Here is a 23,863-nt window from a genome sequence, read left to right on the forward strand (position 1 = left end):
CTTCAGAACAGGGTCGACCACCTAAGGGAGCCGCAGAAACTCACCTGTCTCTCGTGGAATGGTAGCTAACCATTCCAGGGCTCAAGATACAAGGGAGCCGAAGGCGGACGAAGATGACAAGGGGGAAGTCCGGAGCGAAGGCTCCGGACCGCAATCGTTGCCCCGCGCCCCGCAGGCCACCGCCGTCACGGGCGTCTTAAGAACCCAACCGACAGCCCATAAAAAAACCCCGATCCATCAAGGCAACGCCTCAGGCACCCCCAGTTCGACAGCCAACTTACTCAACCCATCCCAGATGCGGCTGTCGAACTCTACCGAGTCCGCATTCACCGCCCGGTTCCGAGCTTCGTACTCCCCCGGATACTGCACCGCTTCCACGCCGGGTTGCGGTTTGCACGCGTGCAGGTAGTCAATGAACGCACCCACTTCCATCGACCGCCAGTCCGTATTGAAGTCCACTTGCGGGTCCAGCAGCAGCGCGAACATATTGTTCGTTGCCACGCCGATGCGCGGGTGCTCGGGTTGGATCGTGCCGCCGCCAGACAGCACGCCGGCCAGCAGTTCGGCCACCAAACCCAGTGCATAACCCTTGTGGCCACCGAACGGCAGCAACGCGCCGGGCGGGTCCGCGAACAGCGCGCCTGGGTCCGTCGTCGGATTGCCTTCGGCATCGATCAGCGATCCCGGCGGTGCTTGTTCGCCCTTGGCGGCCAGCACGCGCGCCTTGTTCACGGCGATCGAACTCGTTGCCATGTCCACGATAAAGGGCGGACGGCCGCCGGGCAGGGGGCCGGCAAAGCACAGCGGGTTCGTGGTCAGGCACGCTTGTGCGCCGCCGAACGGCGCCACGGTGGGCGCGCGGTTGATCACGTTGGTGAAGGCCAGCAGGATCAGGCCCTTGGCCGCCACCATTTCGCCAAAGTGGCCCATGCGGCCCAGGTGATGGCTGTGGCGCAAAGTCAGGATGCACTGGCCATGTTCCTGCGTGCGCTCGATCGCTTTTTCGATCACGACCTTGCCCACGTATTGACCCAGACCGTGGTGGCCGTCATAGGCCAGCATCGCGCCACGGTCGTTCACCAGTTCGGGGCGGCCGTCGGGCTTGGCCAGCCCTTCGGACAGCACACGCCGATAGTTCGTCAGGATCGACAGCCCGTGGCTGGTGTAGCCCACCCGGTCGGACTCGACCAGGTGTTCAGCCACGTCGCGGGCGATGTCTTCCGGCACGCCTTGCGCCATCAGCACCAGGCGGCCGTATTCATTGGCTTGAGCTAAAGAGAGTTTCATGATGCGTGCTCCTTAGATCCAGCCGAGCCAGCGCCAGTAGGTCGCGCCCATCACCAGCATCAGCAGGTAGCCCACGATGGTGACGATGATGCCGACCTTTGCGAACTGCTTGGCGTTAAACGTTTCCGTACCCAGGCACACCATGTTCTGCGGTGCGTTGATCGGCAGGATGAAGCCGTAGCTGACCACGAAGCCCAGCAACATCGTCATGCCCAGGCGGCTGAAGTCGCCCGGCAGCGTGGCCAGCACCGAAATCAGAATGGGCAGCATGGCCGACGTCAGTGCCGTCGCGCTGGCGAAACCCAGGTGAATGACAATCAGGAAGGCGGCAAGGATGGCGAAGATGGCGAGCGGCCCCAGGTGATCCAGCCCGGTGTGCGCCACGACCTGGTTGCCCAGCCATTGGCCCGCTTGCGTCGTCAACAGGGCGGTGCCCAGGCTGATACCCACGCCGAACACAATCACCGTGCCCCATGGGATACGCGATTGCACGTCTTTCCACGTCATCACGCCAAAGCGCGGCAGCATCAGCAGGACCAGACCGAAGTAGGTGGTCGAGGTGGTGTCGAACTTGTGCAGCTTGCCTTCGGTCGACCAGAACAGCAGCAGCATGATCGACACGGCCATCAGGCGCTTTTGCGCGCCCGTCATCGGGCCCAGTTCAAGCAGCGACTTTTCGACCGCTTCCTTGCCCCCGGCGATGCTGTCGCTTTCCGGCGGCAGCAGCTTCAGAACGACGACAATCAGCACCGCCGACATGATCAGCGACCAGGGGGCGCCGGCAATCAGCCAGTCCGACCACGCCACGCGTTCGCCCAACATCTTTTCCATGAAGCCGACCGTCAGCAGGTTCTGCGCGGCGGCGGTTTGGATGCCCACGTTCCAGATGCTGGTGGCTTGCGCCACGATGATCATGATGCCGGCGGCGATATTCGAACGCTTGTCCACGCCGAAGGCCGCGATAACGCCCATCATGATCGGCACGACGGCGGCGCTGCGCGCGGTGGCGCTGGGCACGACCAGGCTCAGCACGATCGTCACGGCGATACATCCGATCAGGATGCGGCGCGTGCTGGTGCCCACCCGGGACAGCGTGACCAGCGCGATGCGACGGTCCAGGCCGGTGAAGGTCATGGCGGCCGCAATGAACAAGGCGCCGGTCACCAGCGCCAGCGCCGAGTTCGCAAAGCCTGTCAGCGCCATGCTGATGGCGGCCGACGTGCCGTACAGCACGTTCGGGTCTTTGATTGTCGGAGCCGTGCCCAACAGGAAAGCCATCAGCGTCGTGATCATGATCGCGCTGGCTTCGTAAGACACGGCTTCGGTAATCCAGACCACCACCGCAAAGGCCAGGATCGCCAACATGCGGTGTCCCGCGACCGGCAGGTCGGCGGGCAAGGGCATCATCAGCACCCCGATCATCACCACGATGCCGGCGACGAGTCCGATTGGAATTTTTGCTTTCTGGGGTGCCTGTGAGGCAGGGACAGCGGCTGGCGCGGTCATATCCATCTCCGGTTGAGGTCAAACTGACGACACACGCCCCGCGAGCACGGGTTTATCTAATTCGATGTGTCGACGCTACAGGACGATCGTGACGGCATTGAGGAAAACCCGCATTGATGTGGATCAAGCTGATGGCAATCTGGGCTTGAGCAAACCCATCCGGGGCATTATGCTCGTCCGCCCTTGATGGTCGCAAGCCGGGACTGTTGCATGAATGCACACGAATTGTGCCAGCGCCCTACGCAGTTGGCACCTGATTTCTACTTGAATTCGTTCGTGTTATGCCGCTAATGCGTGGGGCGTACTTAACCCAGCGCCAGGCGCAGTTGCTCATCCAGATGCAGCGTCGGCGCCACGCGCCAGCCGCTTTGCGCATAACGCAGCCAGCGGCCCAGCACCAAATGCGTCAGCAGGCTGGCGTGCGCGGCCACATTGGCGTCCGAGGGCAAGCCGCCATCCGTGATGGCGATGCGCAGCGATTGCTTCAGCGACGTTTCGATGCGGTCGTTGATATGGTTGATGCGTTCTTGCAGCCGGTTGTCTTCCGTGACCAGCGCGTCGCCGGTCAGCACGCGCGTCATGCCCTTGTTGCGTTCGGAAAACGTCAACAGCATGGCCACGGTCTTGTGGGCTTGCGGCACGCCGTAGGGTTCGGCGGCGGCGATCTGGTTCACCAATGTGAAGATGCTGGTTTCGATGAATTCGATCAGCCCTTCGAACATCTGCGCCTTGCTGGCAAAGTGCCGGTACAGCGCGGCTTCGGACACTTCAAGGCGCGCGGCCAGCGCGGCCGTGGTGATGCGAGCCGCATGCGGCTGCTCCAGCATCTCGGCCAGGGTTTGCAGAATTTGGGTCTTGCGCTCGCCGGGTTTGCTCGCCATGGAAGGAACTGCTCTCGCGCAGGCTTGACGGTGTAGGGGGAGGGAGACGCGCGCCGTTATCCCCGCAGGGGACGCCGGCGTAACAACAAATCACTGACGGAGTTTACTCGCAAGTCGACGTAGCCCGGACGGTGGGATTGGCCGCGCGAAAAGGGGGTGCCAGGGTGATAAACGTGCACCGTGCGCACGCCGACGCGCCGCGCGCCGCGCAGGTTGGCCAGCGTGTCTTCCACCAGCACCGCGCGATGAGCCGGCACGCCTTCGCGGGCCAGCACGTAGCGCAGCAGCGCGGGCGACGGCTTGGGGCGGAACTCGCCGTGCAGGCGCATGTGTTCAATGGCCCACAGGCTGTCGAACTGGCGCAGGATGCCCAGCCGCGCCAGCACGGATCGCGCATAGTGCAGCGGCGCATTCGTCAGCAGCACCTTGCGGCCCGGCAGTTGCCGCAGCTTGTAGGCCAGCGCCTTTTCGGCGCGCACCAGCGGGTTGACGTCGAAGTCGTGGCTGCGATGCAGGAACTCGTGCGGGTTCACGCCGTGATGCCGCACCATGCCGATCATCGTGGCCCCGTAGCGCTGCCAGTATTGGCGGCGCAAGTCGTTGGCGGTATCGATATCGACATTCAACGCCTCGGCGACGGCCATGGTCATGCCGTGGTCGATCTTCGGAAAGATGGCGTGAGAGGTGTCGTGGAGCGTGTTGTCCAGGTCAAACAGCCACAGGCGTTCGGAAACGCCCGTGGCCTCGCGGCGCGAGCGGCGCATGCGCACCGCCGGCCGCAACAGCAGACGCTGTGCTCGCATCAATGCGAGCTGATCATCGTGCCAACGCCTTGATCGGTCAGGATTTCAAGCAGCAGGCAGTGCGGCACGCGGCCGTCGACGATGTGGACAGAGTTCACGCCGTTCTTGGCGGCGTCCAGCGCCGACGAGATCTTGGGCAGCATGCCGCCCGAGATGGTGCCATCAGCGAACAGTTCGTCGATGGTCTGCGCCGACAGGCTGCGCAGCAACTTGCCGGCCTTGTCCAGCACGCCCGGGGTGTTGGTCAGCATCAGCAGCTTTTCAGCGCCCAGCACTTCAGCCATCTTGCCGGCGACAACGTCGGCGTTGATGTTGTAGGCCGTGCCGTCTTCGCCGTAACCAATAGGCGAGATGACCGGGATGAACTGGTCGTCTTGCAAGGCCTTCACCACGGCCGGCTCAACCAGCGTGATGTCGCCCACGAAGCCGATGTCGATCGGTTCATTGGGGTTGTCCTTGTTGGCCATCAGCTTTTTCTGGGCCTGGATCAGACCACCGTCTTTGCCGGTCAGGCCCACGGCCTTGCCGCCGACTTCGTTGATCATCATGACGATGTCTTGCTGGACCTGGCCGCCCAGCACCCATTCGACCACTTCCATGGTCTCGGCATCGGTCACGCGCATGCCCTGGATGAAGTTGCCTTGCTTGCCAATGCGGCGCAGCGCGTCGTCGATCTGCGGACCGCCGCCGTGCACCACCACCGGGTTCAGACCCACCAGCTTGAGCAGCACGACATCGTGCGCGAAGCTACGCTGCAAGCGCTCTTCCGTCATGGCGTTGCCGCCGTACTTGACCACGATGGTCTTGCCGTGGAATCGTCGGATATACGGCAGTGCTTCAGACAGCACAGCGGCTTTGACAGCGGGGGACGAAACGGCAGCAGGGTCGGGGGTGTCGGTCATGGCAGCTAAGTCGGCAATATATGTGTAAGTGGTTAGAAAAAATGCCTGCACAAAAACGCGTTTGGCACGCGGTAGCGCAAGCATACGACGGATTGTAGTACCACACGTTTCATATACCCAAAACCCATGTTCATATGCCCGACAAATAACCGTCATTCAGGTAAATTGGGGGCGTTTTCGAGGACGCGGGGCCCCGCAAAAGGGGGCTGATCCGCACTGGTTGGGCATCGGCCCCCAATTTTTATCCTATAAAAGAGGCGACACATGCGTTTGAACTTCGTCCGCTCTGCCCTGATGGCATCGGCCTTCCTGGTGGCAGCCAATGCCGCTCATGCTGAAAAAGTCGTAGTGGGCGCAACCCAGGTGCCGCATGCCGAAATTCTGGAAGTGGTGAAGCCGCAGTTGGCCAAGCAAGGCGTCGAGCTCGACATCAAGGTGTTCAGCGATTACGTGCAGCCCAACCTGCAACTGGTCGACAAGCAGCTGGACGCCAACTTCTTCCAGCACAAGCCCTATCTGGATTCGTTCAACAAAGACCGCAAGGCCACGCTGGTGCCGGTGGCGCTGGTTCACGTCGAGCCGTTTGGCGGTTATTCCAAGAAGATCAAGAGCTTGTCCGAGCTCAAGAACGGCGCCACGGTCGCCATCCCGAACGACCCGTCCAACGGCGGCCGCGCGCTGGCGCTGCTGCAAAAGCAGGGCGTGATCAAGCTGAAGGACCCGTCCAACATCCTGGCTACCGCCGCTGATGTGGTCGAGAACCCCAAGAAGCTGAAGTTCCGCGAACTTGAAGCCGCGATGTTGCCGCGTTCGCTGGACGACGTGGATCTGGCGCTGATCAACACCAACTACGCGCTGGAAGCCGGCCTGGTGCCGACCAAAGACGCGCTGTTCATCGAAGGCGCCGATTCGCCCTACGCCAACATCCTGGTCACCCGCACGGACAACAAAGACGCGCCGGGCATCAAGAAGCTGGTCGACGCGCTGCACTCGCCGGACGTGAAGAAATTCATCCAGGAAAAGTACAAGGGCGCCGTAGTTCCGGCGTTCTAAGTTTCAGCCCGCTGCGGTCTCCTGCATGAACCGCCCGCTTGCCGGGCGGTTTTACTTTGGGCGAAACAAAAGGCGGAAAAAGGGCGGAAAAACAAAAAACCGCCCAAGCGGGCGGTCTTTGGAGGCGGTGGCGATGACCCGGGCATCAGCCCGCCGCCAGCGCCTTTTCCACGGTGGCGTGGAATTCGGCCACATCGTATTCGCCCAGATAGCGCTTGATGATGTGCCCCTGCTTGTCGATCAAAAAGGCCGTGGGCGTGAGCCGGATGTCGCCGAAGGCGCGGGCGATGTCGCCCTTGGTATCCAGCGCCACGGGGAACGGCAGCTTGCGCTGGTCGGCGAAGTTCAAGACGAAGTTGGGCGGATCGTAATTCATGGCGACCGCCACGGCCTCGTAACCCTTGCCGGCGTATTCCTTATAGGCGGCGATGGTTTCCGGCATCTGCTTCACGCACGTCACGCAGCTGGTTGCCCAGAATTTGACCAGCACGACCTTGCCGCGCAGATCCTGCATTGAGAAGGTTTTGCCTTCCAGGGTGGTGAAGGTGACGTCGGGTGCGGTCTGGGCGGGGCGCCAGACGAACCAGGCGCCGATACCAACCGCCACCAGGACGGCCAGGGCTACGATGGCTTTTTTCATTTGATGGGCATCGCTTCAACGCCATTGCTCGTGCCGGCCGCGTTGTTGTCGCTGGGTGCTGTGCCGGTGCCGCTTTGAATGGGCGCTTTGGTTTCGGTGGAGGCGTCTCGGGTGCTGCTGTTGGACAGCCGGATCGCTTCTTCGCGGCTGATGGTCTCGAACAGTTTAACCACCTTGGCCACGCCGCCCACGTCTGCGGTGGCGTTGGCGGCATACTCGCCTTCAGCCTGCGTGACCTTGCCCATCAGGTAGACGACGCTGTGATCGGTCGTCAGCGCGATGGTGCCGGACGGCACGTACTTGGTGTTGATCAGCGCGGTCTTGACCTTGGACGTGAGCCAGGTGTCGTTCGAACGCGTGCCGAACGAGGCGATGGGGCCCACGTTCAACTGGTTGATGACCTGTTTGACGTTCTCGATGCTTTGCGCGATGGCGGTTGCCTGGGACTTGGCTTCCTCGGTGGGCACGTCGCCCGTCAGCAGCAGGTGGCCGCCGTAAGCCATGGCGTTGACCCGGGCGGTGTCGCCCAGCTTTTGCGAAATCTGGCTTTGCGCCTTGAAGGCCATGTTCTGGTCTTCAAGCTGGATACCGGAGGTGCGGCGGTCGGTGACGACAACCGCCGTGGTGGCGGCGGCGCCGCCTACGATCAGCGGCGCGCAGGCCGACAACGACAACGCGGCCGTGGACAAGGCCGCGGCAAGCATCAGCGGGCGGACGGCGGTTCTGACGTCAGACATCATTCGGTATCTCCAAGCAGAAGAGCGTCGATGCCGTCGCACAGTGCGTGCAGCAGCAGAATATGGACTTCCTGGATACGCATCGTGCGATCGCTGGGAACACATAGATGGACGTCCATGGGCGTAATGAGTTCCCCCATGACGCCGCCGCCTTTGCCCGTGAGGGCCAGTACGTGCATTTCGCGCGCGCTGGCGGCTTCCATGGCGCGGACCACGTTGGGCGAATTGCCGCTGGTGGAAATGGCCACCAGCACGTCGCCCGCCTGGCCAAATGCATTGACCTGGCGTTCGTAGATCTCGTCAAAGCCATAGTCGTTGCCGACGGCGGTGAGGATCGAGGTATCGGTATTGAGCGCGATGCCCGCCAGCGGCAGGCGCTCGCGTTCGAAGCGGCCCACCAGTTCGGCGATGAAATGCTGCGCATCGGCGGCCGAGCCACCGTTGCCGCAAGCCAGAATCTTGCCGTTGTTCGCCAGGGCGCCGAATAGCACGTCCACCGCCACTGCCAGCGGTTCGGCCAGGACGTTCATACTTTGTTCGCACGCAGCCATGGCGTCGCGAAAGTGCGACGTCATACGAGAGGTCATATCCATGGGCGCGATTATCTCACGGGGCCGCCTCGCTGTTCTGTCCATGCGTAACGACTGTGCGGATGGTCGTTACGGAGGGGCCGCGTGAGAGGCAACGGCGAGCCGGGCCGGCGCGTCGGGGCAGAGAGAGGTGGGTAGCGAGCTGGGCCGGCGCGTCGGGGCAGAGGGAGGCGGGCGGCGAGCCGGGCCGGCGCGTCATGGCAGCGAGAAGGCGTCGCGCAGCCATTGTGGCTGGCCGGCCTCGAAGACGACGGCGTCGAACCGGGCGGCGGGCTGGGAGCCCGCCCAGTGCCGCCGGGCCAGCTCCGGCAGCCATTGCGCCGCAGCGCGGGCCAGCCGGGCCTGCTTGTCGTGGCCGATGCTGGCCGCGGCACCCCCGAAGCGCGTGCGCGCGCGGGCGCGGACTTCGATGAAGACCAAGGTCTCGCCATCACGCATGACAAGGTCGATCTCGCCCATCCGGGTCCATAGATTGCGCGCCAGCAGCACCAGGCCCTGCGCTTCTAGCAGACGCAGCGCGGCTTCTTCGTGGCCATCGCCCCGACGCTGCATGGGCGAGCGGTGCACCGGCGTGTCGTCGGGTATGGCGTGTGGCGCGACGCGCGGCCGGGCGCGCCGGCGCCGCTTGTTTGCGCGCACGCGTGCGGCCAGCGCCAGTTCGCAGGCCAGTCGCAAAGCGTCATCCGTCATGAAGGCTCCAAGGGGTTGCGGCCGGAAGGCGGCGGGCATTGGCGGCTACACTGACATGGTTTTCCGTGTCAGTAGGCTGCAATGAATCAAAATGTCTCACCCCCGCCTGCCGGCGATGCCTGGAGCCGCGTCGCTGAACGCGTTGCAGGGCAGCATTGGCCCGCGTCGACCTTGTACGTCGTGGCCACGCCGATCGGCAACCTGGGCGACTTGGGGCTGCGTGCCTGGCATGCCCTGCAACGCGCCGACGTGATCGCGGCTGAAGACACGCGCGCCAGCCGCACCTTGCTGGACGCCTGGGGGGTCAATACGCCGTTGATGGCGGCCCACCGCCATAACGAAGCGGCCGCCGCCCAAGCCATCTGTGAACGCCTGGCCCAAGGCCAGCGCGTGGCGCTGGTGTCAGACGCGGGCGCACCCGCCGTCAGCGACCCCGGCGCCCGTGTCGTGCGCGCGGTGCGCGACGCCGGTTTTGCGGTGGTGCCCATCCCCGGCCCCAGCGCCGTTATCGCCGCGTTGATGGGCAGCGGCGTCACCACCGACGAAAATCCCGCCTATGCGTTTGCCGGTTTCCCGCCGCCCAAGGCCGTGGCCCGCCAGCGTTGGCTGCGGTCGTGGTGCGCCTTGCCCGCGCCCGTGGTGATGTTCGAATCACCGCATCGGCTGGCGGCAACGCTTGCCGATTTGCTGGAAGTCTGTGGCCCTGACCGCCAATTGACCGTGGCCCGCGAACTCACCAAGCGCTTCGAGGAAATCGCAACCATCACGATGGGCGAAGCTGCCGCGTGGCTGGCCGCGGACTCGCATCGCGAGCAGGGCGAATTTGTGCTGATCGCGCACGCCAAGGTCGAACAAGAGATTGACGAAGACGCCGACCCGCGCACAGACGTGCTGCTGGACGCGTTGCTGGAATCCATGTCCGTGCGCGACGCCGCGCGTGTCGCCGCCAAGGTCACGGGGCAGGCGCGTGACGTGTTGTACAACCGCGCGCTATCGCGCAAGAAGTCGGCGGAGTCGGAGTAAAGCATGGCGTACGCAACCCTCGTATCGAACAAGCCTGCCGATCCGCTGGAACCCATTACCTATCGCGACATGGCCACGCCCTTGGGCGAATTGCGCCTGGTCGCCAGTCCCAAGGGCCTGCGCGGCGCCTGGTTCACCGACCAGGAAGGGCTGCCGTCCACCGAGGGCTGGACGCTGTCGCAAACCGATCCCATCCTGGAGCAGGCGCGCCGCGAGCTCGACGATTGGTTCGCGGGCAAGCGCCGGCATTTCGACGTGGCGCTGGACCCTGTCGGCACCACGTTCCAGCACAAGGTCTGGCATGCGTTGTGCGATCTGGGTTTCGGCAAGCTGGCCAGTTATGGCGATCTGGCGCGCACCGTCGGACGGCCCAAGGGCGCGCAGGCGGTAGGCGGCGCGGTGGGCCGCAATCCGATCATCATCATCATTCCGTGCCACCGCGTGATCGGCGCCGATACGTCGTTGACGGGGTTTGGTGGCGGCTTGCCGCGCAAGCAGGCATTGCTGGCACACGAAGGCAACCGCTACCTGAGCCGCAACGCCCGCGCGCGTCGCGTTTGTGACGGTCAGGCGGAATTGCCCTGGTAAAGGGAAGACAGACCCGGGAAGACAGACCTGGGAAGACGGACCCGGGAAGACAGATCCGCGAAGACAGACCCGGGAAGACGGCCCCGCGAATTCGGGCTGAGCGAAAGCTGGCCGGGTTTGCGGAATCGCACTGATCAGGGCGCTTACCCGACAGGGTTTCCGAGGTGACTGCCGCGCTTATTGCGTGGCGATGCTTGGCAGAATGCCGATCTTGTCCGACACCAGCGGCACGGCGTTCAAGGCGCTTTGCCGGTCGGGGTAGGGCCCGATCTTCACGCGGTACAGGTTGTTCGACTGCTCAACCTGCGCGGGGGGCGCGCCTGCCGTACTCAATTGCGAGTTGATGCGGGCAACCAATGATTGCGCGTTGCCCGGCTGGCTGAACGCGCCCACCTGCAAATAGACATTGCCGATGCCACCCGCAGCAGGCGCCTGACGGACCGGTGCCGAGCCGGAAGCGGGCCCAGCGGCCGCACCCGAAAGCGGTTCGGCCGCCAATGCCACCGGCACGGCCGCAACCGGCGCCATGACTGGCAAGGAACCCGTGGCCGATGCGGGCTCGGGGGAGGGCGGGGCGGGGGCGCCTTGCGAAGCCAGCCGGCGGATCTCGTCTTGCGGGATGCTTTCCACCACGACTTGTCCGCTACCCGGCCCGATGATGCCAAGCTTGTACGCGGCCACGTAGGACAAGTCCATGATGCGGTCGCTATGGAACGGGCCGCGGTCGTTCACCCGCACGACGATCGTCTTGCCGTTGACCAGGCTGGTGACGCGCGCATAGCTGGGAATCGGCAAGGTCGTATGGGCGGCCGTCATGGCGTACATGTCGTAGGACTCGCCGATGGACGTGGAATTGCCATGGAATTTCTTGCCGTACCAAGACGCCGTGCCGCGCTGCTTGTACGGCTGGCCGGTCGTGTCGGGCACATAGCGCTGGCCGAACACCACGTAGGGCCGGTTGGCGCCGCTGGCGTAGGGCTCGATACGCGGCACCGCATCCGGCACCTGGTCCAGGTTCGATGGCGGGTTCGCGTCCGGCCCGTCGTCCTTGTAATACCCGCCGCCCTTTTTGCGACCCCCGGTGGAAGAACAGCCGGCCACGGCAATGGCCAGCAACAGCATCAGGATCAGGTGGAGCGGGCGGGACAGGGTCATGCGGATTCGGCGGGCAGTTGGTTTCGGTGGCGCACCAGCAAGGGGTCGTGGTCAGCGAAGCGCAGCGCCAGCTGTTCGACCACATAGACGGAACGGTGCTGGCCGCCCGTGCAGCCGATCGCCACGGTCAGGTAGTTGCGGGTGTCTTGCGTGTATTGCGGCAGCCAGCGGTTCAGGAAGCCGGCGATGTCGTCGATCATCTGGCCGACCTGTTCGTATCCGGCCAGCCAGGTTGCGACGGGCTCGTCGCGCCCGGTCAGCGGCCGCAGGTTGCGGTCGTAGTGCGGGTTGGGCAGGCAGCGCACATCGAACACCAAGTCGGCGTCGCCCGGTACGCCACGCTTGTAGGCGAAGGATTCGAAGGTCAGCACGAGCGGGGCACGGTCGGCTTTGATCAGGTCGCGAATCCAGGCGCGCAATTGACCCGGCGTCAGGTCAGAGGTGTCGATCACATGTTCTTGCTCGCGCAGCGGAGCCAGCAGTTCGCGCTCAAGCGCGATGCAGTCCGTGAGCGACGGCGTGGACCCGCCATGTTGCAGGCGGTCGGTCAGCGGATGACGGCGGCGGGATTCCGAATAGCGCTGCACCAGCGTGGCGGTGCTGGCGTCCAGGAAGACCACGCGCAGGCTTGTGCCCATGGCGCGCAACGCCGTGACGACATCCGGCAGCTCGGCCAGTTCGCCAGGGGAGCGGACGTCGATGGCCACCGCAACGCGCTCCATGCCGTCGTCGCGCGCGTTGGCGATGAACTCGGTCAGGAAGCGCACGGGCAGGTTGTCGACGCAGGTGTAGCTGGAATCTTCGAGCATGCGCAGGGCAACGGATTTGCCTGAGCCTGAGATGCCGGTGACAAGGACGACTTTCAACATGGTCATGATTGTGGCACGCTTTTCCAGGACGATGCCGGCGGGATAGCATCTGATATGGCCGTAAACTCAGAATCTGCGCCTGTACCCTGGTTCGTCCCGTGGCGTAAGCTGTGGGCCGGATACTCGATCGATTCACTTACGCGCCCCGCCGTCATGCGATTCGGGGGATTGGAATTCGACCTAGATGTTAGCCCTCATTTCCATTAGTAGTGTTTCACTGCCGCGGTTTGGGGCGATTTCTCGCGTGTTGGCGACGGCTGCTGTTGTCTTTATGACAAGTGCCGCGCACGCGCAACAGCCCTCCCAAGACACGCTGCGCCCAGACACCATGGCGGCCCGCGTCGCGGCCTGTACGGCCTGTCATGGCGCGCAGGGCCGGGCCGGGGCCGACGGCTACTACCCGCGCCTGGCCGGCAAGCCGCAGGAATACCTGTATCACCAACTGCTGAACTTCCGCGACGACCGCCGCCAGTACCGGCCCATGTCGCATCTGCTGGCTGGCCTGCCCGACGATTACCTGCGTGACATGGCGGCGTACTTTTCCGAGCAGCATGTGCCGTATCCGCCGCCGTTGCGCGCCGACGTGTCCAGCGCCACGCTGCAAGCCGGCCGCACGCTGGCCATGCAGGGCGACGCGGCACGCGGCTTGCCCGCCTGTGCGTCCTGTCATGGCGCCGCGCTTAGCGGCGTGATGCCGGCCATTCCCGGCTTGCTTGGCTTGCCGCGCGACTACATCGGTTCGCAGATCGGCAGCTGGAAAAACGGCCTGCGCCGCGCCGCCGAGCCTGACTGCATGGCGGACATCGCCAACAAACTCACCCCCACCGACATCGGCGCCCTGGCGGCGTGGCTGTCGTCTCAACCTGTCGTCGAGCCTTACGCGCCCGAAGCGGCGGGTTCGCTGAAACTGCCCGCAGAATGCGGCAGCCAGGCGCAACGCTGACCGGGGGCCACGATGACACTGCTCAAACGAATTCTGTCTGTGGTGCTGTTGGCCTTGGTCATTGCCGTGGGCGGCCTGTATTGGCTGGGCACGCGTGATGACGCCAGCACGGGGCCTGCCGCGGTGGCGGCCGACGCGTCCACGCTTGTCGAGCGCGGCCGCTACCTGGCGCTGGCCGGCAACTGCATGGCTTGCCACACCAGCCGGGGCGGCAAGGCCTTGGCGGGGGGCACGCCGATTCCCACGCCGTTCGGTACCGTGTACGGCCCGAACATCACGCCTGACGACAAGACCGGCATCGGCACCTGGAGCGCCGACGATTTCTGGCAGGCGCTGCACAACGGCAAATCCAAAGACGGTTCGCTGCTGTATCCGGCGTTCCCGTACACGGAGTACACGCGGGTTACGCGTGCCGACGCCGATGCCTTGTACGCCTACCTGCGCAGTGTGGCGCCGGTCAGCCAGCCCAACCGGCCGCCTGAGCTGGACTTCCCTTACGATCAGCGCCCCTTGCTGGCCGCTTGGCGCGCGCTGTATTTCAAGCCGGGCGTGCAAGAGGCTGACGCGAGTCAGTCCGTGCAATGGAATCGGGGGCGTTACCTGGTGGAAGGGCTGGGGCATTGCGCCGCTTGCCACACACCGCGCAACCGCCTGGGCGCGACGCGTTCGTCCGAGCCGCTGACAGGCGGCGTCATCCCGGTGCTGGACTGGTACGCGCCGCCGCTCACCAACGACATGCAGACGGGCATGGGCCGCTGGACGGCGGCCGACATCGCCGCGCTGCTCAAGACCGGCATCTCGGCGCATTCAAGCGCCAGCGGCCCAATGGCCGAAGTGGTGCTGGGCAGCACGCAGCACCTGACCGATGACGACGCGCTGGCGATTGGCGTCTACATCAAGTCGCTGCCCGCGACGCCGGCCTCGCTGCCTCGGCAGAGCGTGGCGGTGGCGCCCGCCGCAATGGAGTTGGGCAGCAAGATTTACAGCCAGCAATGCGCGCAATGCCATCAACCGAAGGGCGAGGGCAGCGGCACCGCGTGGCCTGCGTTGGCGGGCAACCCCACGGTGACGGCGCCGTCGCCGGTCAACGCGATCCGCATGGTGCTTGATGGCGGCTACGCGCCCGCCACGGCAGCGAACCCGCGGCCGCACGGCATGCCGCCGTTTGGGCAGATACTGAATGACAGCGATATCGCCATGCTGGTGTCCTACATCCGGAACAGCTGGGGCAACGAGGCCGGTGGCGTGACGGCGCTTGAGGTCAAACGTGCGCGGGCGGCGTCTACGTTGAATTGATGCGCCGTTAGCGCGCGGGCCTTACGGCGCGCGCGCATGCCTCGCGCGCCAGTTCGCCCAGCACGCGGATGGCGGCGTCGTGCGATGCGTCCCAGGGGTGGCCGTAGTTCAGGCGCAGCGCGCTTGCGAACTGGCCGCTGGCCGAGAAGATCGGGCCGGGCGCCACACTGATGCCGCGCGTCAGCGCCTCGCGATGCAAGGCCAACGCGTCCACGGCAGCGGGCAATTCCACCCACAGGAAGAAACCGCCTTGCGGACGCGTCACGCGTGTGCCAGCGGGAAATTCATGCGCAATCGCATCGGCCATGCGCTCCTGCTGCGTTTGCAGCGTGTCGCGCAAACGGCGCAAATGACGGTCGTAGCCGCCTTGCTCCAGGTATTCCGCGATTGCGCCTTGCGCGGGGCCCGATGCCGACAGCGTGGACGACAGCTTCAGCCGTTGCACGCGCTGCGTGTACCGGCCGGCAGACGCCCAGCCGATGCGATAACCCGGCGCCAGACATTTCGAAAACGACGAGCAATGCAGCACCAGCCCCTGCTTGTCGTAGGCCTTGGCAGGCACCGGCCGCGCCGCGCCGAAATACAGTTCGCCGTAGACGTCGTCTTCGATCAGCGGGATGTCGTGGCGGGCCAGCAATTCCACCAACTGCCGCTTTCTGTCGTCCGGCATCAGGCTGCCCAGCGGGTTCTGGAATTGCGTCATCAGCCAGCACGCTTTGGGGGCATGCCGTTTGATGGCCGCTTCCATCGCCGCAAGGTCCATGCCGGTGCGCGGATGCGTCGGCACTTCCAGCGCTTTCAGCCCTTGTCGCTCCAACGCCTGCAATGCGCCGTAGAACGTGGGCGCTTCGACGATGACGGTGTCGCCCGGTTGAGTCACGGCTTGCAGGCACAGGTTCAGCGCTTCCAGCGCGCCATTCGTGATGACGATATCGTTCGCGGGCACGTTCATGCCGCCGATCAGATAGCGCAGCGCGATCTGCCGCCGCAAGTTCGGATTGCCGGGGCTCAGGTCTTCGACGGTGTCCAGCGGGTCCTGGCGTTTCAGATGCGTGGCCATGGCTTGCGCCAGGCGGGGCAACGGAAACAGCAAGGGCGAAGGAAAGGCGGACCCCAACGGCGTCACGTCGCGATTGCGCACGGAGCCCAGGATGTCGAAGATGCGTTCGCTGATGGCGAGTTCGGTGGATTCGCCGTCAGGGCAAGACGCGCCCGGTTCAGGCGGCAGGGATTCGGCGGGGGCGTGGACGTAATAGCCCGAGCGTGGCTGGGCGCGGATCAGGCCGCGCGCTTCAAGCAGGTAATAGGCCTGGAATACCGTCGACGGGCTGACCCCGCGCGCGGCGCAGGCGTCGCGCACCGAGGGCAGTTTGTCGCCCACGCGCATCACGCCGTCGCGGATCGACTTGGCGATCTCGTCGGCCAGGGTTTCGTACAGGCTCACGGTGCCGCAAAGCGACGCGCGTTCATTTGCTGCTTTGCAGGATCGCCATGGCCTGGCGTTCCATGAACTCGCCCAGCGTATCGATGCCGCGCAACTTCAGTATCGTGTTGCGCACGGCGGCTTCCACCAGCACCGCCAAGTTGCGGCCAGCGGCCACTTGCAGCATCACCTTGCGCACGGGCAGGCCCAGCATGTCTTGCGTGATGTCTTGCAGCGGCAGGCGTTCGAACTTGTCCTGCGCGGTGGCGCGCACCAGATGCACGATGAGCTTCAAGCGCATCTTCCGGCGCACCGAGGTTTCGCCGAAGATGGTGCGGATGTCGAGCAAACCCAGGCCACGCACTTCCAGCAGATTCTGCAGCAGTTGGGGGCAGTGGCCTTCGATCATGTTGGGCGCGGTGCGTGAGAATTCCACGGCGTCATCGGCCACCAGACCGTGTCCGCGCGAAATCAGTTCGAGTGCCAGTTCGCTTTTGCCCAGGCCCGATTCACCGGTGATCAGCACGCCCAAACCCAGCACGTCCAGAAACACGCCGTGCACGGTGGTGGTGGGTGCGAGCTTCTTGCCCAGATAGATGCGAAGCAGATCAATCAGCTGCGCCGCAGCCACGGGGGTGGACAACAGCGGCACCTGATGCTGATCGCATTGATCCACCAGATCTTGCGGGGGCGTCAGGCCGTCGGCCAGCAAAATGGCGGGTACGCCGCCAATCAGCAGCTCGTCCATGTGGTGCATGCGGCGGCGCAGGTCGAAGCGCGTGTAATACGCCAGCTCTTCCTGCCCGAACACCTGGATGCGCGAGGGGTGGATCAGGTTCAAGTGGCCGACCAGGTCAGCGGCCGCCATGCCGTCATCGGGAATGGCGCGGTCTGCCGCGCCTTGGCCCGAAATCCAGTTAAAGGGGATTTTGTCGGCGTTGTCGTCGACGAGTTCCTGCACCGTGAGCATGGCAGCGTTTCCGCGTGGTCAGAGTTGGCCGGTCGTGAGCATCTTGTGGACGATGGCCGGATCGGCCTCCGTGGCCAGGGCTTCACGCAATGCCTTGTTCGACATGAGCTGCGCGAGTTCGGCCAGGATGTCCAAGTGCTGCTGCGTGGCCGTTTCCGGCACCAGCAGACAGAGCAGCATCGACACGGGTTGCCCATCGGGCGCGTCAAAGGAAATGGGCTGCGCCAGGCGGATGAACGCCGCCAGCGCCTGCTCAAGTCCCTTTACTCGGCCGTGAGGAACGGCCACGCCCTGCCCAAGAGCAGTGGAGCCAAGACGTTCCCGGGCAAACAGGCTGTCGAACACGAGCGCTCGTGCCAAGCCATGGTTGTTTTCAAAAAGAAGGCCAGCTTGTTCGAACGCCCGTTTCTTGCTCGTTGCGAGCATATCGAGCACGACGTTGCCGGCGGGTAGGATGCGCGACAAATGATTCATCGGATCATTATATGGTTATATGACGCAGTGCAATAAATTGGCCTCGTGCGGCGCCCATTGCGTAGGCGGCCGACGGCATGGCAAGAGCGACAGCATAGACTGATCACGATGGATTGTGGGCATTCCGGTGCGCAGATACCCCTCAAAACGCGGGATTTGGCCGGAATCAGCGCATAAGTGGGAAAACGAGGACGCAACGCGAATTCGCCGGCAAGACCGGGAATGGAGGGACACAGCTGGGGGATGGGGTAATACAGGACGGGTAGTGCAGGAGGGGAGTCTTGCCGATGCCCCGGCTGGACTGACGTCTAGCGGGACACCGGGACTTAGGCAGGATTTTTCAATCGCTGTTTAACTCAATCGCTCAGGGCGAGTGATCATGAAGCGCGGTTACTGCTGGGGTGGCGAAAGAATCGCCGCTTGCCGCTTCACGGACTCCGCTGAGTGACTACGTACCTTGTCCTTGTGCTTGATGACCTGACGGTCGACTTTGTCAGCAAGAAGGTCTATGGCTGCATAGAGGTTTTCATCGGTTGCTTCACAATGAATGTCCTTACCGCTTAGACGCATGGTGATTTCGGCTCTATGCCGCAGGGGCTCTACTGAGAGCATGACCTGGGTATCGATGACGTGATCGAAATGCCGCAGCACTCGCGCCAATTTGTTCATGACATATTCCCGTATTGCCGGGGTGACGTCGAGGTGACGACCGCAGATGCTCAGGTTCATAGTGTGCTCTCCTTCTAAAAGAGAAAAAATGGTTGCGCAAAATGCGCGGTGATGTCTTTAGGCGTTCTCCTTGATTGGGTGGGTGCGTTTAGTACTAGTGTATAGACTCGGGCCGATAAAACAAGCTGACCTAGCGCAAGAACATGGCATTTTTATGGCGCAAGCCCTAGGGAGTATTCGCCTTGGCCCGAGAGGGGCCTAGGGGTCTTCCCCAGGGCCTGTTACATGCGGAAGTGCTCGCCCAGATAGACGCGGCGAACGGCCGGATCGCCCACGATTTCGTCGGGGTGGCCATCAGTCAGCACCTTGCCTTCGCTGATGATGTAGGCGCGGTCGCAGATGCCCAGCGTTTCGCGCACGTTGTGGTCGGTGATCAGCACGCCGATGCCGCGGCCCTTCAGGAACCGCACGATGCGCTGGATTTCAATCACGGCGATAGGGTCCACGCCGGCAAACGGTTCATCCAACAGAATGAAGCGCGGGCTGGTGGCCAACGCCCGCGCGATTTCCACGCGGCGGCGTTCACCGCCCGACAGCGAAATAGCGGCGTTGCTGCGGATGTGGCCAATCTGAAGCTCTTCCAGCAGCGATTCCATTTGCTCGTTGATCTTCGGCGTGGACAGCGGCCGGCCATCAGGACCCAGCTGCAATTCGAGCACGGCGCGGATGTTCTGTTCGACCGTCAGCCGGCGGAACACGGACGCGTCCTGCGGCAGGTACGACAGGCCCATGCGCGCGCGCTTGTGAATCGGCATCGCGGTGATGACGGAACCGTCGATCTCGATGCGGCCGGCGTCTGCCGGCACCAGGCCCACGATCATGTAGAAGCTGGTGGTCTTGCCGGCGCCGTTGGGGCCCAACAGGCCGACGACTTCGCCGCTGACCACGGACAGGGACACATCCTGCACCACGGTCCGGCCGTTATAGGTCTTGCGCAAACCGGTTGCGCGCAGGCTGCCCTGCTTGACCCCCGAGGGGGAGGAGGTCACGGGTGTCGGCACAGAAGGTTGATTCATCGTGGGTGCGTATGGTGTTGCATGGGGGGCGCTTTAGCGCCCTTTCTTTGCGGCTTGCTGCTTGCGGCATTCAGCCACGGCGGCATCCGACTTGGCGCGCGGTTCGGCCACCGAGCGCACCCGGCCACCCGCCGCAGCGGAGTTGGGGCCGCCCTGAGCTTCGTAGGTGCCGGTTTTTTCGTTGTAGCGTACCCGTTCGCCGCGAATCGTGTCGAACGGTTTGCCACAGACGTAACGGATGACAACGGCCTGGCCGATCAGGTCGAACGTGCTTTTCGTGCCGTCGTATTCGGCGCGCAGGCCCTTGCCTTCGATGAGCTCGAACGTGTCGGGGCGTTCCTGGCGGATCGTCACGACTTTGCCCTTGTTGGCGGTGGCGGTGCCGTACTGGCCGCCTTGCGCGTCTTCGTGCATTTCCAGCGTGTCGGACGTCAGCGTCATCAAGCCGCGCGTCATGTTCACGTTGCCAGTGAACACGCTTTGTTTCTTCACGTCGTCGTAGTGCAGCGTGTCCGACAGGATCAGCGTGCTGGGCTCTTCAGCGGGGGCCGCCTTGCTGGAGCCGGCGGCGGGCTTCGCAGCCGCGTCCTGCGCGTGCGCCGGCGCAAACACCGAAGCCGTCAGCAGAACGGCGCCAAGCAGGCGAGTCGTCGGGGCAAGGAGAGTCCGAAGGTCGGTCATGGTTTCTTCTGGTCAGAGTTGTTGGCGGGTATCTCGGTCCGGCGTTGTTGCTTGCCTTCGGAACCGGCAATTTCAACATCCGTCGACGCCGACACCTGCAATTGGCGTGTTTTGTTGTTGTAGTGCATGCCCTTGCCGTTCATCCGCGAACGGCCCTTGATCACCTCGGCGGGCAGGTCGGTAAAGACCACATCGTCGTCGGGCAGGATGATCAGTTGCTGGCTGCGCACGTCCAGCACGTCATTGTTGGCGTCGGGCTGGCGGTGCACGTGGGCGTCGCCGTTCATGACGATGCGCTTGCCGCCTTGCTCCATCACCGCAGTCTTCGAAACACCTACCGTGATCGGGTTGGCTTCGCGTTGGCCCACCGCGCGCGGCGCGGTGATGTGATACGAGTCATCGTCCGGGAAATGTTCCGCGTAATCGCCTTCCAGCCGGTTGATGGGGCGTCCGGTGGGGTCGGTGCGCAACATCACGAAGTTGCGCGACCAGGCGTCCATTTCATGCGTGATGCGGCGGGGCGGGTCCACCTGGATGGCGCGCTGCGCGTAATCGGCCGCCCACCACGAGCTGGTGACCAGCACCAGCAGCAGGAACAGCGCGATCAGGGAAGGAAAACGTTCTTTCATCGGGTTCGCCACAAGGGCGGTTGGGGGGTCAGAGCGGTCATTGGATGGCGCCAGGGCCGAGCAGGCCCGGCGCCGCCAGGAACGCGCCCAGGCGTCCCTGCGAAGCCAGCAGCAGATCGCAGCATTCGCGCACCGCGCCGCTGCCGCCCGGTTGCGTGGAAACCCAGTGCGCAGCCTGGCTGACATAGCCCGGCGCGTTTGGCACGCTGGCGGCAAAGCCCGCGCGCTGCATGGCCGGCAGGTCGATGATGTCATCGCCCATATAGCCGGTTTGGTTCAGTTGGACACCCGAGCGCTGCGCAAGTTCGGCCAGCGCCGCACCCTTGTCGCGCACACCCTGCATGACTTCCGCAATGCCCAGTTCGGCGGCGCGGCGCGCCACGATGGGGCCGGATCGGCCTGTCATCAGCGCCACCGTCAGCCCGCCTTCCATCAGCAGGCGCAGGCCGTGGCCGTCCAGGGCGTTGAAGCGCTTTTGCAGTTCGCCGTTTTCGCCGTAGTACAGGCTGCCGTCGGTCAGCACGCCGTCGACATCGAACACCATCAAGCGAACCGTCGCGGCGCGGTCGCACACGGTGGCGGGAATACGGGCAAGCACCAGCGCTTCGGCCGGGTGAGTCACGGAAGCAGGAAGAGTCATAGTCATACCACTTTAGCGGCCATCAGATCATGCATATGCAAGGCGCCCAGCAGCGCGCCGTCGGAGTCCAGCACCAGCATCTGGTTGAGCCGCAGCTCGTCCATCTGTTGGGCGGCCTCGACGGCCAGCGCGTCGGGGTTGATGCTGCGTGGCGAACGGGTCATGCCCGCCTCCACGGTCAGACTGCGGATATCGCCGTGCCGGGCGATCAGACGGCGCAAGTCGCCGTCGGTGAAGATGCCCAGCGGGCGGTGCTGCGCGTCGGTCACCACCGTCATGCCCATGCCCTTGGCGGACATGACTTCCAGCGCTTGCGACACGGGGGTGCCGGCCAGCACGATCGGCAAGGCGTTGCCCTGGCGCATGACGTCGCGCACGTGCGTCAGCAGGCGGCGGCCGAGCGCGCCACCCGGATGCGACCGGGCGAAGTCCTGCGGGCCGAAGCCGCGCGCTTCCAGGCAGGCCACGGCCAGGGCGTCGCCCAGGGCCAGCGCCGCGGTGGTGCTGGCTGTGGGCGCCAGATTCAGCGGGCAGGCTTCCTGCGCCACGCTGCCGTCCAGGTGCACGTCGGCCAGCAGGGCCAGTTCGGATTGCGGGTTGCCGGTGATCGCCACCAGCTTGGCGCCCATGCGGCGGGCTACGGGCAGGATGGTCAGCAGCTCTTGCCCCGCGCCCGAGTACGACACGGCGATCACCACGTCGTCCTGCGTGATCATGCCCAGGTCGCCATGCACGGCTTCGGCGGCGTGCACGAAAAAGGCGGGCGTGCCGGTCGAGGCGAACGTCGCCGCGATCTTGCGGGCAATATGGCCGGTCTTGCCGATGCCCGTGACCACCACGCGGCCACGGCACGCGAGCAACAGCGCGACCACTTGGGTAAAGGAGTCGTCCAGTCGTGCGGACAGGTCCAACAGGCCCTGGCTTTCGATTTGCAGCGTGCGGCGAGCAGATGCCAGCGCGGTATCGGACGATGTAGAGGGATGATCAGTCATTCAGAGATTTTAATATCAGTGGGCGCGTTTGCCCCCGGCAGGGGGGTATGGCATTCTGGCGGCTCATTTCAACGGCTTTCAATCCTTCACTCCAGGCCCGCTCCATGTCCAGCATTTCCAGCCCCGTCCTTGGCACGCCCTTGTCCCCCTTGGCCACCCGAGTCATGTTGCTCGGATCGGGCGAATTGGGCAAAGAGGTCATCATTGCCCTGCAAAGGCTGGGCGTGGAAGTCATTGCCGTGGATCGGTATGCCGACGCCCCGGGCCATCAGGTGGCGCACCGGGCGCATGTGGTCTCCATGACCGACGCGGACGCCCTGAAGAAGATCATCGAGCAAGAGCGGCCGCACGTTATTGTCCCCGAAATCGAAGCCATTGCCACCAGTTTGCTGGTAGAGCTGGAAGCCGCCGGCGTGGCGCGCGTGACGCCGACCGCCCGCGCAGCCCAACTGACCATGAACCGCGAGGGCATCCGCCGCCTGGCCGCCGAGACGCTTGGCCTGCCGACGTCCCCGTACCGCTTTGTCGACACCGAAGAAGAATTGCGCGCCGCCATCGACGGCGGCATCGGCTACCCCTGCGTCATCAAGCCCGTCATGTCCTCGTCGGGCAAGGGCCAATCGGTCATCAAGAGCGCCGACGACGTTGCGGCCTCCTGGCGCTATGCCCAGGAAGGCGGCCGGGTGGGCGGCGGCCGCGCCATTGTTGAAGGCTTTATCCGCTTTGACTACGAAATTACCTTGCTGACCGTGCGCGCCCGTGGCGCCGACGGCAAGGTCGAAACCCGGTACTGCGAGCCCATTGGCCACAAGCAGGTCGACGGCGATTACGTCGAAAGCTGGCAGCCGCACCCGATGTCGCCCGCCGCGCTTGAACGCGCACGGGAAATCGCGCTGGCCGTCACGTCCGACCTGGGCGGGCTGGGCATCTTCGGCGTGGAACTCTTTGTGGCGGGCGACCAAGTGTGGTTTTCGGAAGTCAGCCCGCGTCCCCACGACACCGGCATGGTCACCATGATCACCCAGGCCCAGAACGAGTTCGAGCTGCACGCCCGCGCGCTGTTGGGCTTGCCGGTGGACACCAGCCTGCGCCAGCCGGGGGCCAGCAGCGTCATCTACGGCGGGGTGGATGCCGCCGCCGTGTCGTTCCACAACGTCGCCGAGGCCCTGACCGAGTCCGGCACTGACATCCGCCTGTTCGGCAAGCCTGAGTCCTTCGTCAAGCGCCGCATGGGCGTGGGCCTGGCCGTGGCCGACGACGTCGCCGCCGCCCGCGCCAAGGCCAAGCGCGTGTCCGCCGCCGTGTCCGTCAAGGCGGGCTGATTCCCCGGGGCAATCGCTGCCCCG

26 protein-coding genes are annotated in these 23,863 nt (G+C 64.4%); 6 read left to right on the forward strand and 20 right to left on the reverse strand.

All coding sequences use genetic code 11. The features are described from left to right. Window positions 1-237: 237 nt before the first annotated feature. The 5 genes from HV765_RS28800 to argB all read right to left on the reverse strand — a co-directional run bounded on the left by HV765_RS28800 (window position 238) and on the right by argB (window position 5,379). Window positions 238-1,287 (reverse strand): Ldh family oxidoreductase, encoded by a 1,050-nt coding sequence (locus tag HV765_RS28800; protein ID WP_175171721.1) that lies wholly within the window; start codon window positions 1,285-1,287, stop codon window positions 238-240. Window positions 1,288-1,299: 12 nt separating this feature from the next. Next, window positions 1,300-2,793 carry a DASS family sodium-coupled anion symporter gene (locus HV765_RS28805; RefSeq protein WP_054420680.1) on the reverse strand — a complete coding sequence of 498 codons (1,494 nt, stop codon included), beginning with the start codon at window positions 2,791-2,793 and terminating at the stop codon, window positions 1,300-1,302. A 305-nt stretch (window positions 2,794-3,098) separates the two neighbouring features. Then, a complete protein-coding gene (gene slmA / locus HV765_RS28810) occupies window positions 3,099-3,674 on the reverse strand; it encodes a nucleoid occlusion factor SlmA (protein ID WP_054420679.1) in 576 nt (191 codons plus the stop codon). Window positions 3,675-3,730: 56 nt separating this feature from the next. Continuing rightward, window positions 3,731-4,477, reverse strand: coding sequence for a pyrimidine 5'-nucleotidase (locus HV765_RS28815; RefSeq protein ID WP_054420678.1), 747 nt, complete (start codon window positions 4,475-4,477; stop codon window positions 3,731-3,733). Further along, complete coding sequence (gene argB / locus HV765_RS28820; protein ID WP_175171722.1) at window positions 4,477-5,379, reverse strand: acetylglutamate kinase; 903 nt, start codon at window positions 5,377-5,379, stop codon at window positions 4,477-4,479. Before argB ends, HV765_RS28815 begins: the two co-directional genes overlap by 1 nt. 264 nt (window positions 5,380-5,643) lie before the next feature. Between argB and HV765_RS28825 the strand changes: the two genes are divergently transcribed. Further along, complete coding sequence (locus HV765_RS28825; protein ID WP_175171723.1) at window positions 5,644-6,432, forward strand: MetQ/NlpA family ABC transporter substrate-binding protein; 789 nt, start codon at window positions 5,644-5,646, stop codon at window positions 6,430-6,432. A gap of 145 nt (window positions 6,433-6,577) precedes the next feature. Here HV765_RS28825 and HV765_RS28830 read toward each other — a convergent pair whose 3' ends face one another. From HV765_RS28830 to HV765_RS28845, 4 genes are all read right to left on the reverse strand, one after another. Further along, window positions 6,578-7,072 (reverse strand): peroxiredoxin family protein, encoded by a 495-nt coding sequence (locus tag HV765_RS28830; RefSeq protein WP_054420676.1) that lies wholly within the window; start codon window positions 7,070-7,072, stop codon window positions 6,578-6,580. Next, window positions 7,069-7,812: a BON domain-containing protein gene (locus tag HV765_RS28835; RefSeq protein WP_054420675.1), complete on the reverse strand. Its 744-nt coding sequence runs from the start codon at window positions 7,810-7,812 to the stop codon at window positions 7,069-7,071. Before HV765_RS28835 ends, HV765_RS28830 begins: the two co-directional genes overlap by 4 nt. Then, window positions 7,809-8,402: a phosphoheptose isomerase gene (locus tag HV765_RS28840; protein ID WP_013396736.1), complete on the reverse strand. Its 594-nt coding sequence runs from the start codon at window positions 8,400-8,402 to the stop codon at window positions 7,809-7,811. The genes HV765_RS28835 and HV765_RS28840 overlap by 4 nt, the downstream gene beginning before the upstream one ends. Window positions 8,403-8,594: 192 nt before the next feature. Continuing rightward, entirely contained in the window at window positions 8,595-9,089 is a 495-nt protein-coding gene (locus HV765_RS28845) for a YraN family protein (protein WP_175171724.1), read from the reverse strand. A gap of 81 nt (window positions 9,090-9,170) precedes the next feature. On the opposite strand from HV765_RS28845, the gene rsmI reads away from it, so the two are divergent. Together rsmI and HV765_RS28855 are read left to right on the forward strand one after the other, a co-directional pair. Continuing rightward, complete coding sequence (gene rsmI, locus HV765_RS28850) at window positions 9,171-10,112, forward strand: 16S rRNA (cytidine(1402)-2'-O)-methyltransferase (protein WP_175171725.1); 942 nt, start codon at window positions 9,171-9,173, stop codon at window positions 10,110-10,112. A 3-nt stretch (window positions 10,113-10,115) separates the two neighbouring features. Next, the gene (locus tag HV765_RS28855) at window positions 10,116-10,700 is read left to right on the forward strand and encodes a methylated-DNA--[protein]-cysteine S-methyltransferase (RefSeq protein WP_054420672.1); all 585 of its coding nucleotides are present in this window, start codon (window positions 10,116-10,118) and stop codon (window positions 10,698-10,700) included. Between the two features lie 177 nt (window positions 10,701-10,877). Here HV765_RS28855 and HV765_RS28860 read toward each other — a convergent pair whose 3' ends face one another. Continuing rightward, a complete protein-coding gene (locus tag HV765_RS28860; RefSeq protein ID WP_175171726.1) occupies window positions 10,878-11,855 on the reverse strand; it encodes a septal ring lytic transglycosylase RlpA family protein in 978 nt (325 codons plus the stop codon). Further along, a complete protein-coding gene (gene rapZ / locus HV765_RS28865) occupies window positions 11,852-12,724 on the reverse strand; it encodes an RNase adapter RapZ (protein ID WP_054421348.1) in 873 nt (290 codons plus the stop codon). Before rapZ ends, HV765_RS28860 begins: the two co-directional genes overlap by 4 nt. 184 nt (window positions 12,725-12,908) lie before the next feature. Here rapZ and HV765_RS28870 point away from each other — a divergent pair, with 184 nt between their 5' ends. Both HV765_RS28870 and HV765_RS28875 read left to right on the forward strand, forming a co-directional pair. After that, entirely contained in the window at window positions 12,909-13,667 is a 759-nt protein-coding gene (locus HV765_RS28870; RefSeq protein ID WP_175171727.1) for a c-type cytochrome, read from the forward strand. A gap of 12 nt (window positions 13,668-13,679) precedes the next feature. Beyond that, the gene (locus tag HV765_RS28875) at window positions 13,680-14,963 is read left to right on the forward strand and encodes a cytochrome c (protein WP_175171728.1); all 1,284 of its coding nucleotides are present in this window, start codon (window positions 13,680-13,682) and stop codon (window positions 14,961-14,963) included. A gap of 7 nt (window positions 14,964-14,970) precedes the next feature. On the opposite strand, the gene HV765_RS28880 is transcribed toward HV765_RS28875, so the two are convergent. The 9 genes from HV765_RS28880 to HV765_RS28920 all read right to left on the reverse strand — a co-directional run bounded on the left by HV765_RS28880 (window position 14,971) and on the right by HV765_RS28920 (window position 22,517). Further along, a complete protein-coding gene (locus HV765_RS28880; protein WP_175171729.1) occupies window positions 14,971-16,407 on the reverse strand; it encodes an aminotransferase-like domain-containing protein in 1,437 nt (478 codons plus the stop codon). A 22-nt stretch (window positions 16,408-16,429) separates the two neighbouring features. Then, window positions 16,430-17,356 (reverse strand): HPr(Ser) kinase/phosphatase, encoded by a 927-nt coding sequence (gene hprK / locus HV765_RS28885; protein WP_006216298.1) that lies wholly within the window; start codon window positions 17,354-17,356, stop codon window positions 16,430-16,432. A gap of 18 nt (window positions 17,357-17,374) precedes the next feature. Beyond that, the gene (locus tag HV765_RS28890; RefSeq protein ID WP_054420668.1) at window positions 17,375-17,830 is read right to left on the reverse strand and encodes a PTS sugar transporter subunit IIA; all 456 of its coding nucleotides are present in this window, start codon (window positions 17,828-17,830) and stop codon (window positions 17,375-17,377) included. A gap of 390 nt (window positions 17,831-18,220) precedes the next feature. Next, window positions 18,221-18,559 (reverse strand): ribosome hibernation-promoting factor, HPF/YfiA family, encoded by a 339-nt coding sequence (gene hpf, locus HV765_RS28895; RefSeq protein ID WP_054420667.1) that lies wholly within the window; start codon window positions 18,557-18,559, stop codon window positions 18,221-18,223. Window positions 18,560-18,780: 221 nt separating this feature from the next. Continuing rightward, on the reverse strand, window positions 18,781-19,575 hold the full coding sequence (gene lptB / locus HV765_RS28900) for an LPS export ABC transporter ATP-binding protein (protein WP_054420666.1): 795 nt from the start codon (window positions 19,573-19,575) through the stop codon (window positions 18,781-18,783). Between the two features lie 33 nt (window positions 19,576-19,608). After that, the gene (gene lptA, locus HV765_RS28905) at window positions 19,609-20,256 is read right to left on the reverse strand and encodes a lipopolysaccharide transport periplasmic protein LptA (RefSeq protein WP_054420665.1); all 648 of its coding nucleotides are present in this window, start codon (window positions 20,254-20,256) and stop codon (window positions 19,609-19,611) included. After that, a complete protein-coding gene (lptC, locus tag HV765_RS28910) occupies window positions 20,253-20,885 on the reverse strand; it encodes an LPS export ABC transporter periplasmic protein LptC (protein ID WP_054420664.1) in 633 nt (210 codons plus the stop codon). The genes lptA and lptC overlap by 4 nt, the downstream gene beginning before the upstream one ends. Before the next feature lie 37 nt (window positions 20,886-20,922). Beyond that, window positions 20,923-21,531 (reverse strand): KdsC family phosphatase, encoded by a 609-nt coding sequence (locus tag HV765_RS28915; RefSeq protein ID WP_420840191.1) that lies wholly within the window; start codon window positions 21,529-21,531, stop codon window positions 20,923-20,925. Beyond that, a complete protein-coding gene (locus HV765_RS28920; RefSeq protein ID WP_054420662.1) occupies window positions 21,528-22,517 on the reverse strand; it encodes a KpsF/GutQ family sugar-phosphate isomerase in 990 nt (329 codons plus the stop codon). The genes HV765_RS28915 and HV765_RS28920 overlap by 4 nt, the downstream gene beginning before the upstream one ends. A 104-nt stretch (window positions 22,518-22,621) precedes the next feature. Between HV765_RS28920 and purT the strand changes: the two genes are divergently transcribed. Further along, a complete protein-coding gene (gene purT / locus HV765_RS28925) occupies window positions 22,622-23,839 on the forward strand; it encodes a formate-dependent phosphoribosylglycinamide formyltransferase (RefSeq protein WP_054420661.1) in 1,218 nt (405 codons plus the stop codon). The last annotated feature ends 24 nt before the right edge of the window (window positions 23,840-23,863 follow it).

The sequence above is a fragment of the Achromobacter kerstersii genome, from assembly GCF_902859595.1.
In the GTDB taxonomy this organism is placed as follows: Bacteria; Pseudomonadota; Gammaproteobacteria; order Burkholderiales; family Burkholderiaceae_B; genus Achromobacter; species Achromobacter kerstersii.

Coding starts and splice junctions, on each gene's coding strand:
- rapZ (WP_054421348.1), bottom strand. CDS start 12,724: ATGTTGAAAGTCGTCCTTGTCACCGGCATCTCAGGCTCAGGCAAATCC.
- HV765_RS28855 (WP_054420672.1), top strand. CDS start 10,116: ATGGCGTACGCAACCCTCGTATCGAACAAGCCTGCCGATCCGCTGGAA.
- lptA (WP_054420665.1), bottom strand. CDS start 20,256: ATGACCGACCTTCGGACTCTCCTTGCCCCGACGACTCGCCTGCTTGGC.
- rsmI (WP_175171725.1), top strand. CDS start 9,171: ATGAATCAAAATGTCTCACCCCCGCCTGCCGGCGATGCCTGGAGCCGC.
- HV765_RS28835 (WP_054420675.1), bottom strand. CDS start 7,812: ATGATGTCTGACGTCAGAACCGCCGTCCGCCCGCTGATGCTTGCCGCG.
- hprK (WP_006216298.1), bottom strand. CDS start 17,356: ATGCTCACGGTGCAGGAACTCGTCGACGACAACGCCGACAAAATCCCC.
- HV765_RS28800 (WP_175171721.1), bottom strand. CDS start 1,287: ATGAAACTCTCTTTAGCTCAAGCCAATGAATACGGCCGCCTGGTGCTG.
- HV765_RS28825 (WP_175171723.1), top strand. CDS start 5,644: ATGCGTTTGAACTTCGTCCGCTCTGCCCTGATGGCATCGGCCTTCCTG.
- hpf (WP_054420667.1), bottom strand. CDS start 18,559: ATGAACCTGAGCATCTGCGGTCGTCACCTCGACGTCACCCCGGCAATA.
- HV765_RS28875 (WP_175171728.1), top strand. CDS start 13,680: ATGACACTGCTCAAACGAATTCTGTCTGTGGTGCTGTTGGCCTTGGTC.
- lptC (WP_054420664.1), bottom strand. CDS start 20,885: ATGAAAGAACGTTTTCCTTCCCTGATCGCGCTGTTCCTGCTGCTGGTG.
- HV765_RS28815 (WP_054420678.1), bottom strand. CDS start 4,477: ATGCGAGCACAGCGTCTGCTGTTGCGGCCGGCGGTGCGCATGCGCCGC.
- HV765_RS28845 (WP_175171724.1), bottom strand. CDS start 9,089: ATGACGGATGACGCTTTGCGACTGGCCTGCGAACTGGCGCTGGCCGCA.
- HV765_RS28805 (WP_054420680.1), bottom strand. CDS start 2,793: ATGACCGCGCCAGCCGCTGTCCCTGCCTCACAGGCACCCCAGAAAGCA.
- argB (WP_175171722.1), bottom strand. CDS start 5,379: ATGACCGACACCCCCGACCCTGCTGCCGTTTCGTCCCCCGCTGTCAAA.
- purT (WP_054420661.1), top strand. CDS start 22,622: ATGTCCAGCATTTCCAGCCCCGTCCTTGGCACGCCCTTGTCCCCCTTG.
- HV765_RS28920 (WP_054420662.1), bottom strand. CDS start 22,517: ATGACTGATCATCCCTCTACATCGTCCGATACCGCGCTGGCATCTGCT.
- slmA (WP_054420679.1), bottom strand. CDS start 3,674: ATGGCGAGCAAACCCGGCGAGCGCAAGACCCAAATTCTGCAAACCCTG.
- HV765_RS28840 (WP_013396736.1), bottom strand. CDS start 8,402: ATGGATATGACCTCTCGTATGACGTCGCACTTTCGCGACGCCATGGCT.
- HV765_RS28890 (WP_054420668.1), bottom strand. CDS start 17,830: ATGAATCATTTGTCGCGCATCCTACCCGCCGGCAACGTCGTGCTCGAT.
- lptB (WP_054420666.1), bottom strand. CDS start 19,575: ATGAATCAACCTTCTGTGCCGACACCCGTGACCTCCTCCCCCTCGGGG.
- HV765_RS28915 (WP_420840191.1), bottom strand. CDS start 21,531: ATGACTATGACTCTTCCTGCTTCCGTGACTCACCCGGCCGAAGCGCTG.
- HV765_RS28860 (WP_175171726.1), bottom strand. CDS start 11,855: ATGACCCTGTCCCGCCCGCTCCACCTGATCCTGATGCTGTTGCTGGCC.
- HV765_RS28830 (WP_054420676.1), bottom strand. CDS start 7,072: ATGAAAAAAGCCATCGTAGCCCTGGCCGTCCTGGTGGCGGTTGGTATC.
- HV765_RS28870 (WP_175171727.1), top strand. CDS start 12,909: ATGTTAGCCCTCATTTCCATTAGTAGTGTTTCACTGCCGCGGTTTGGG.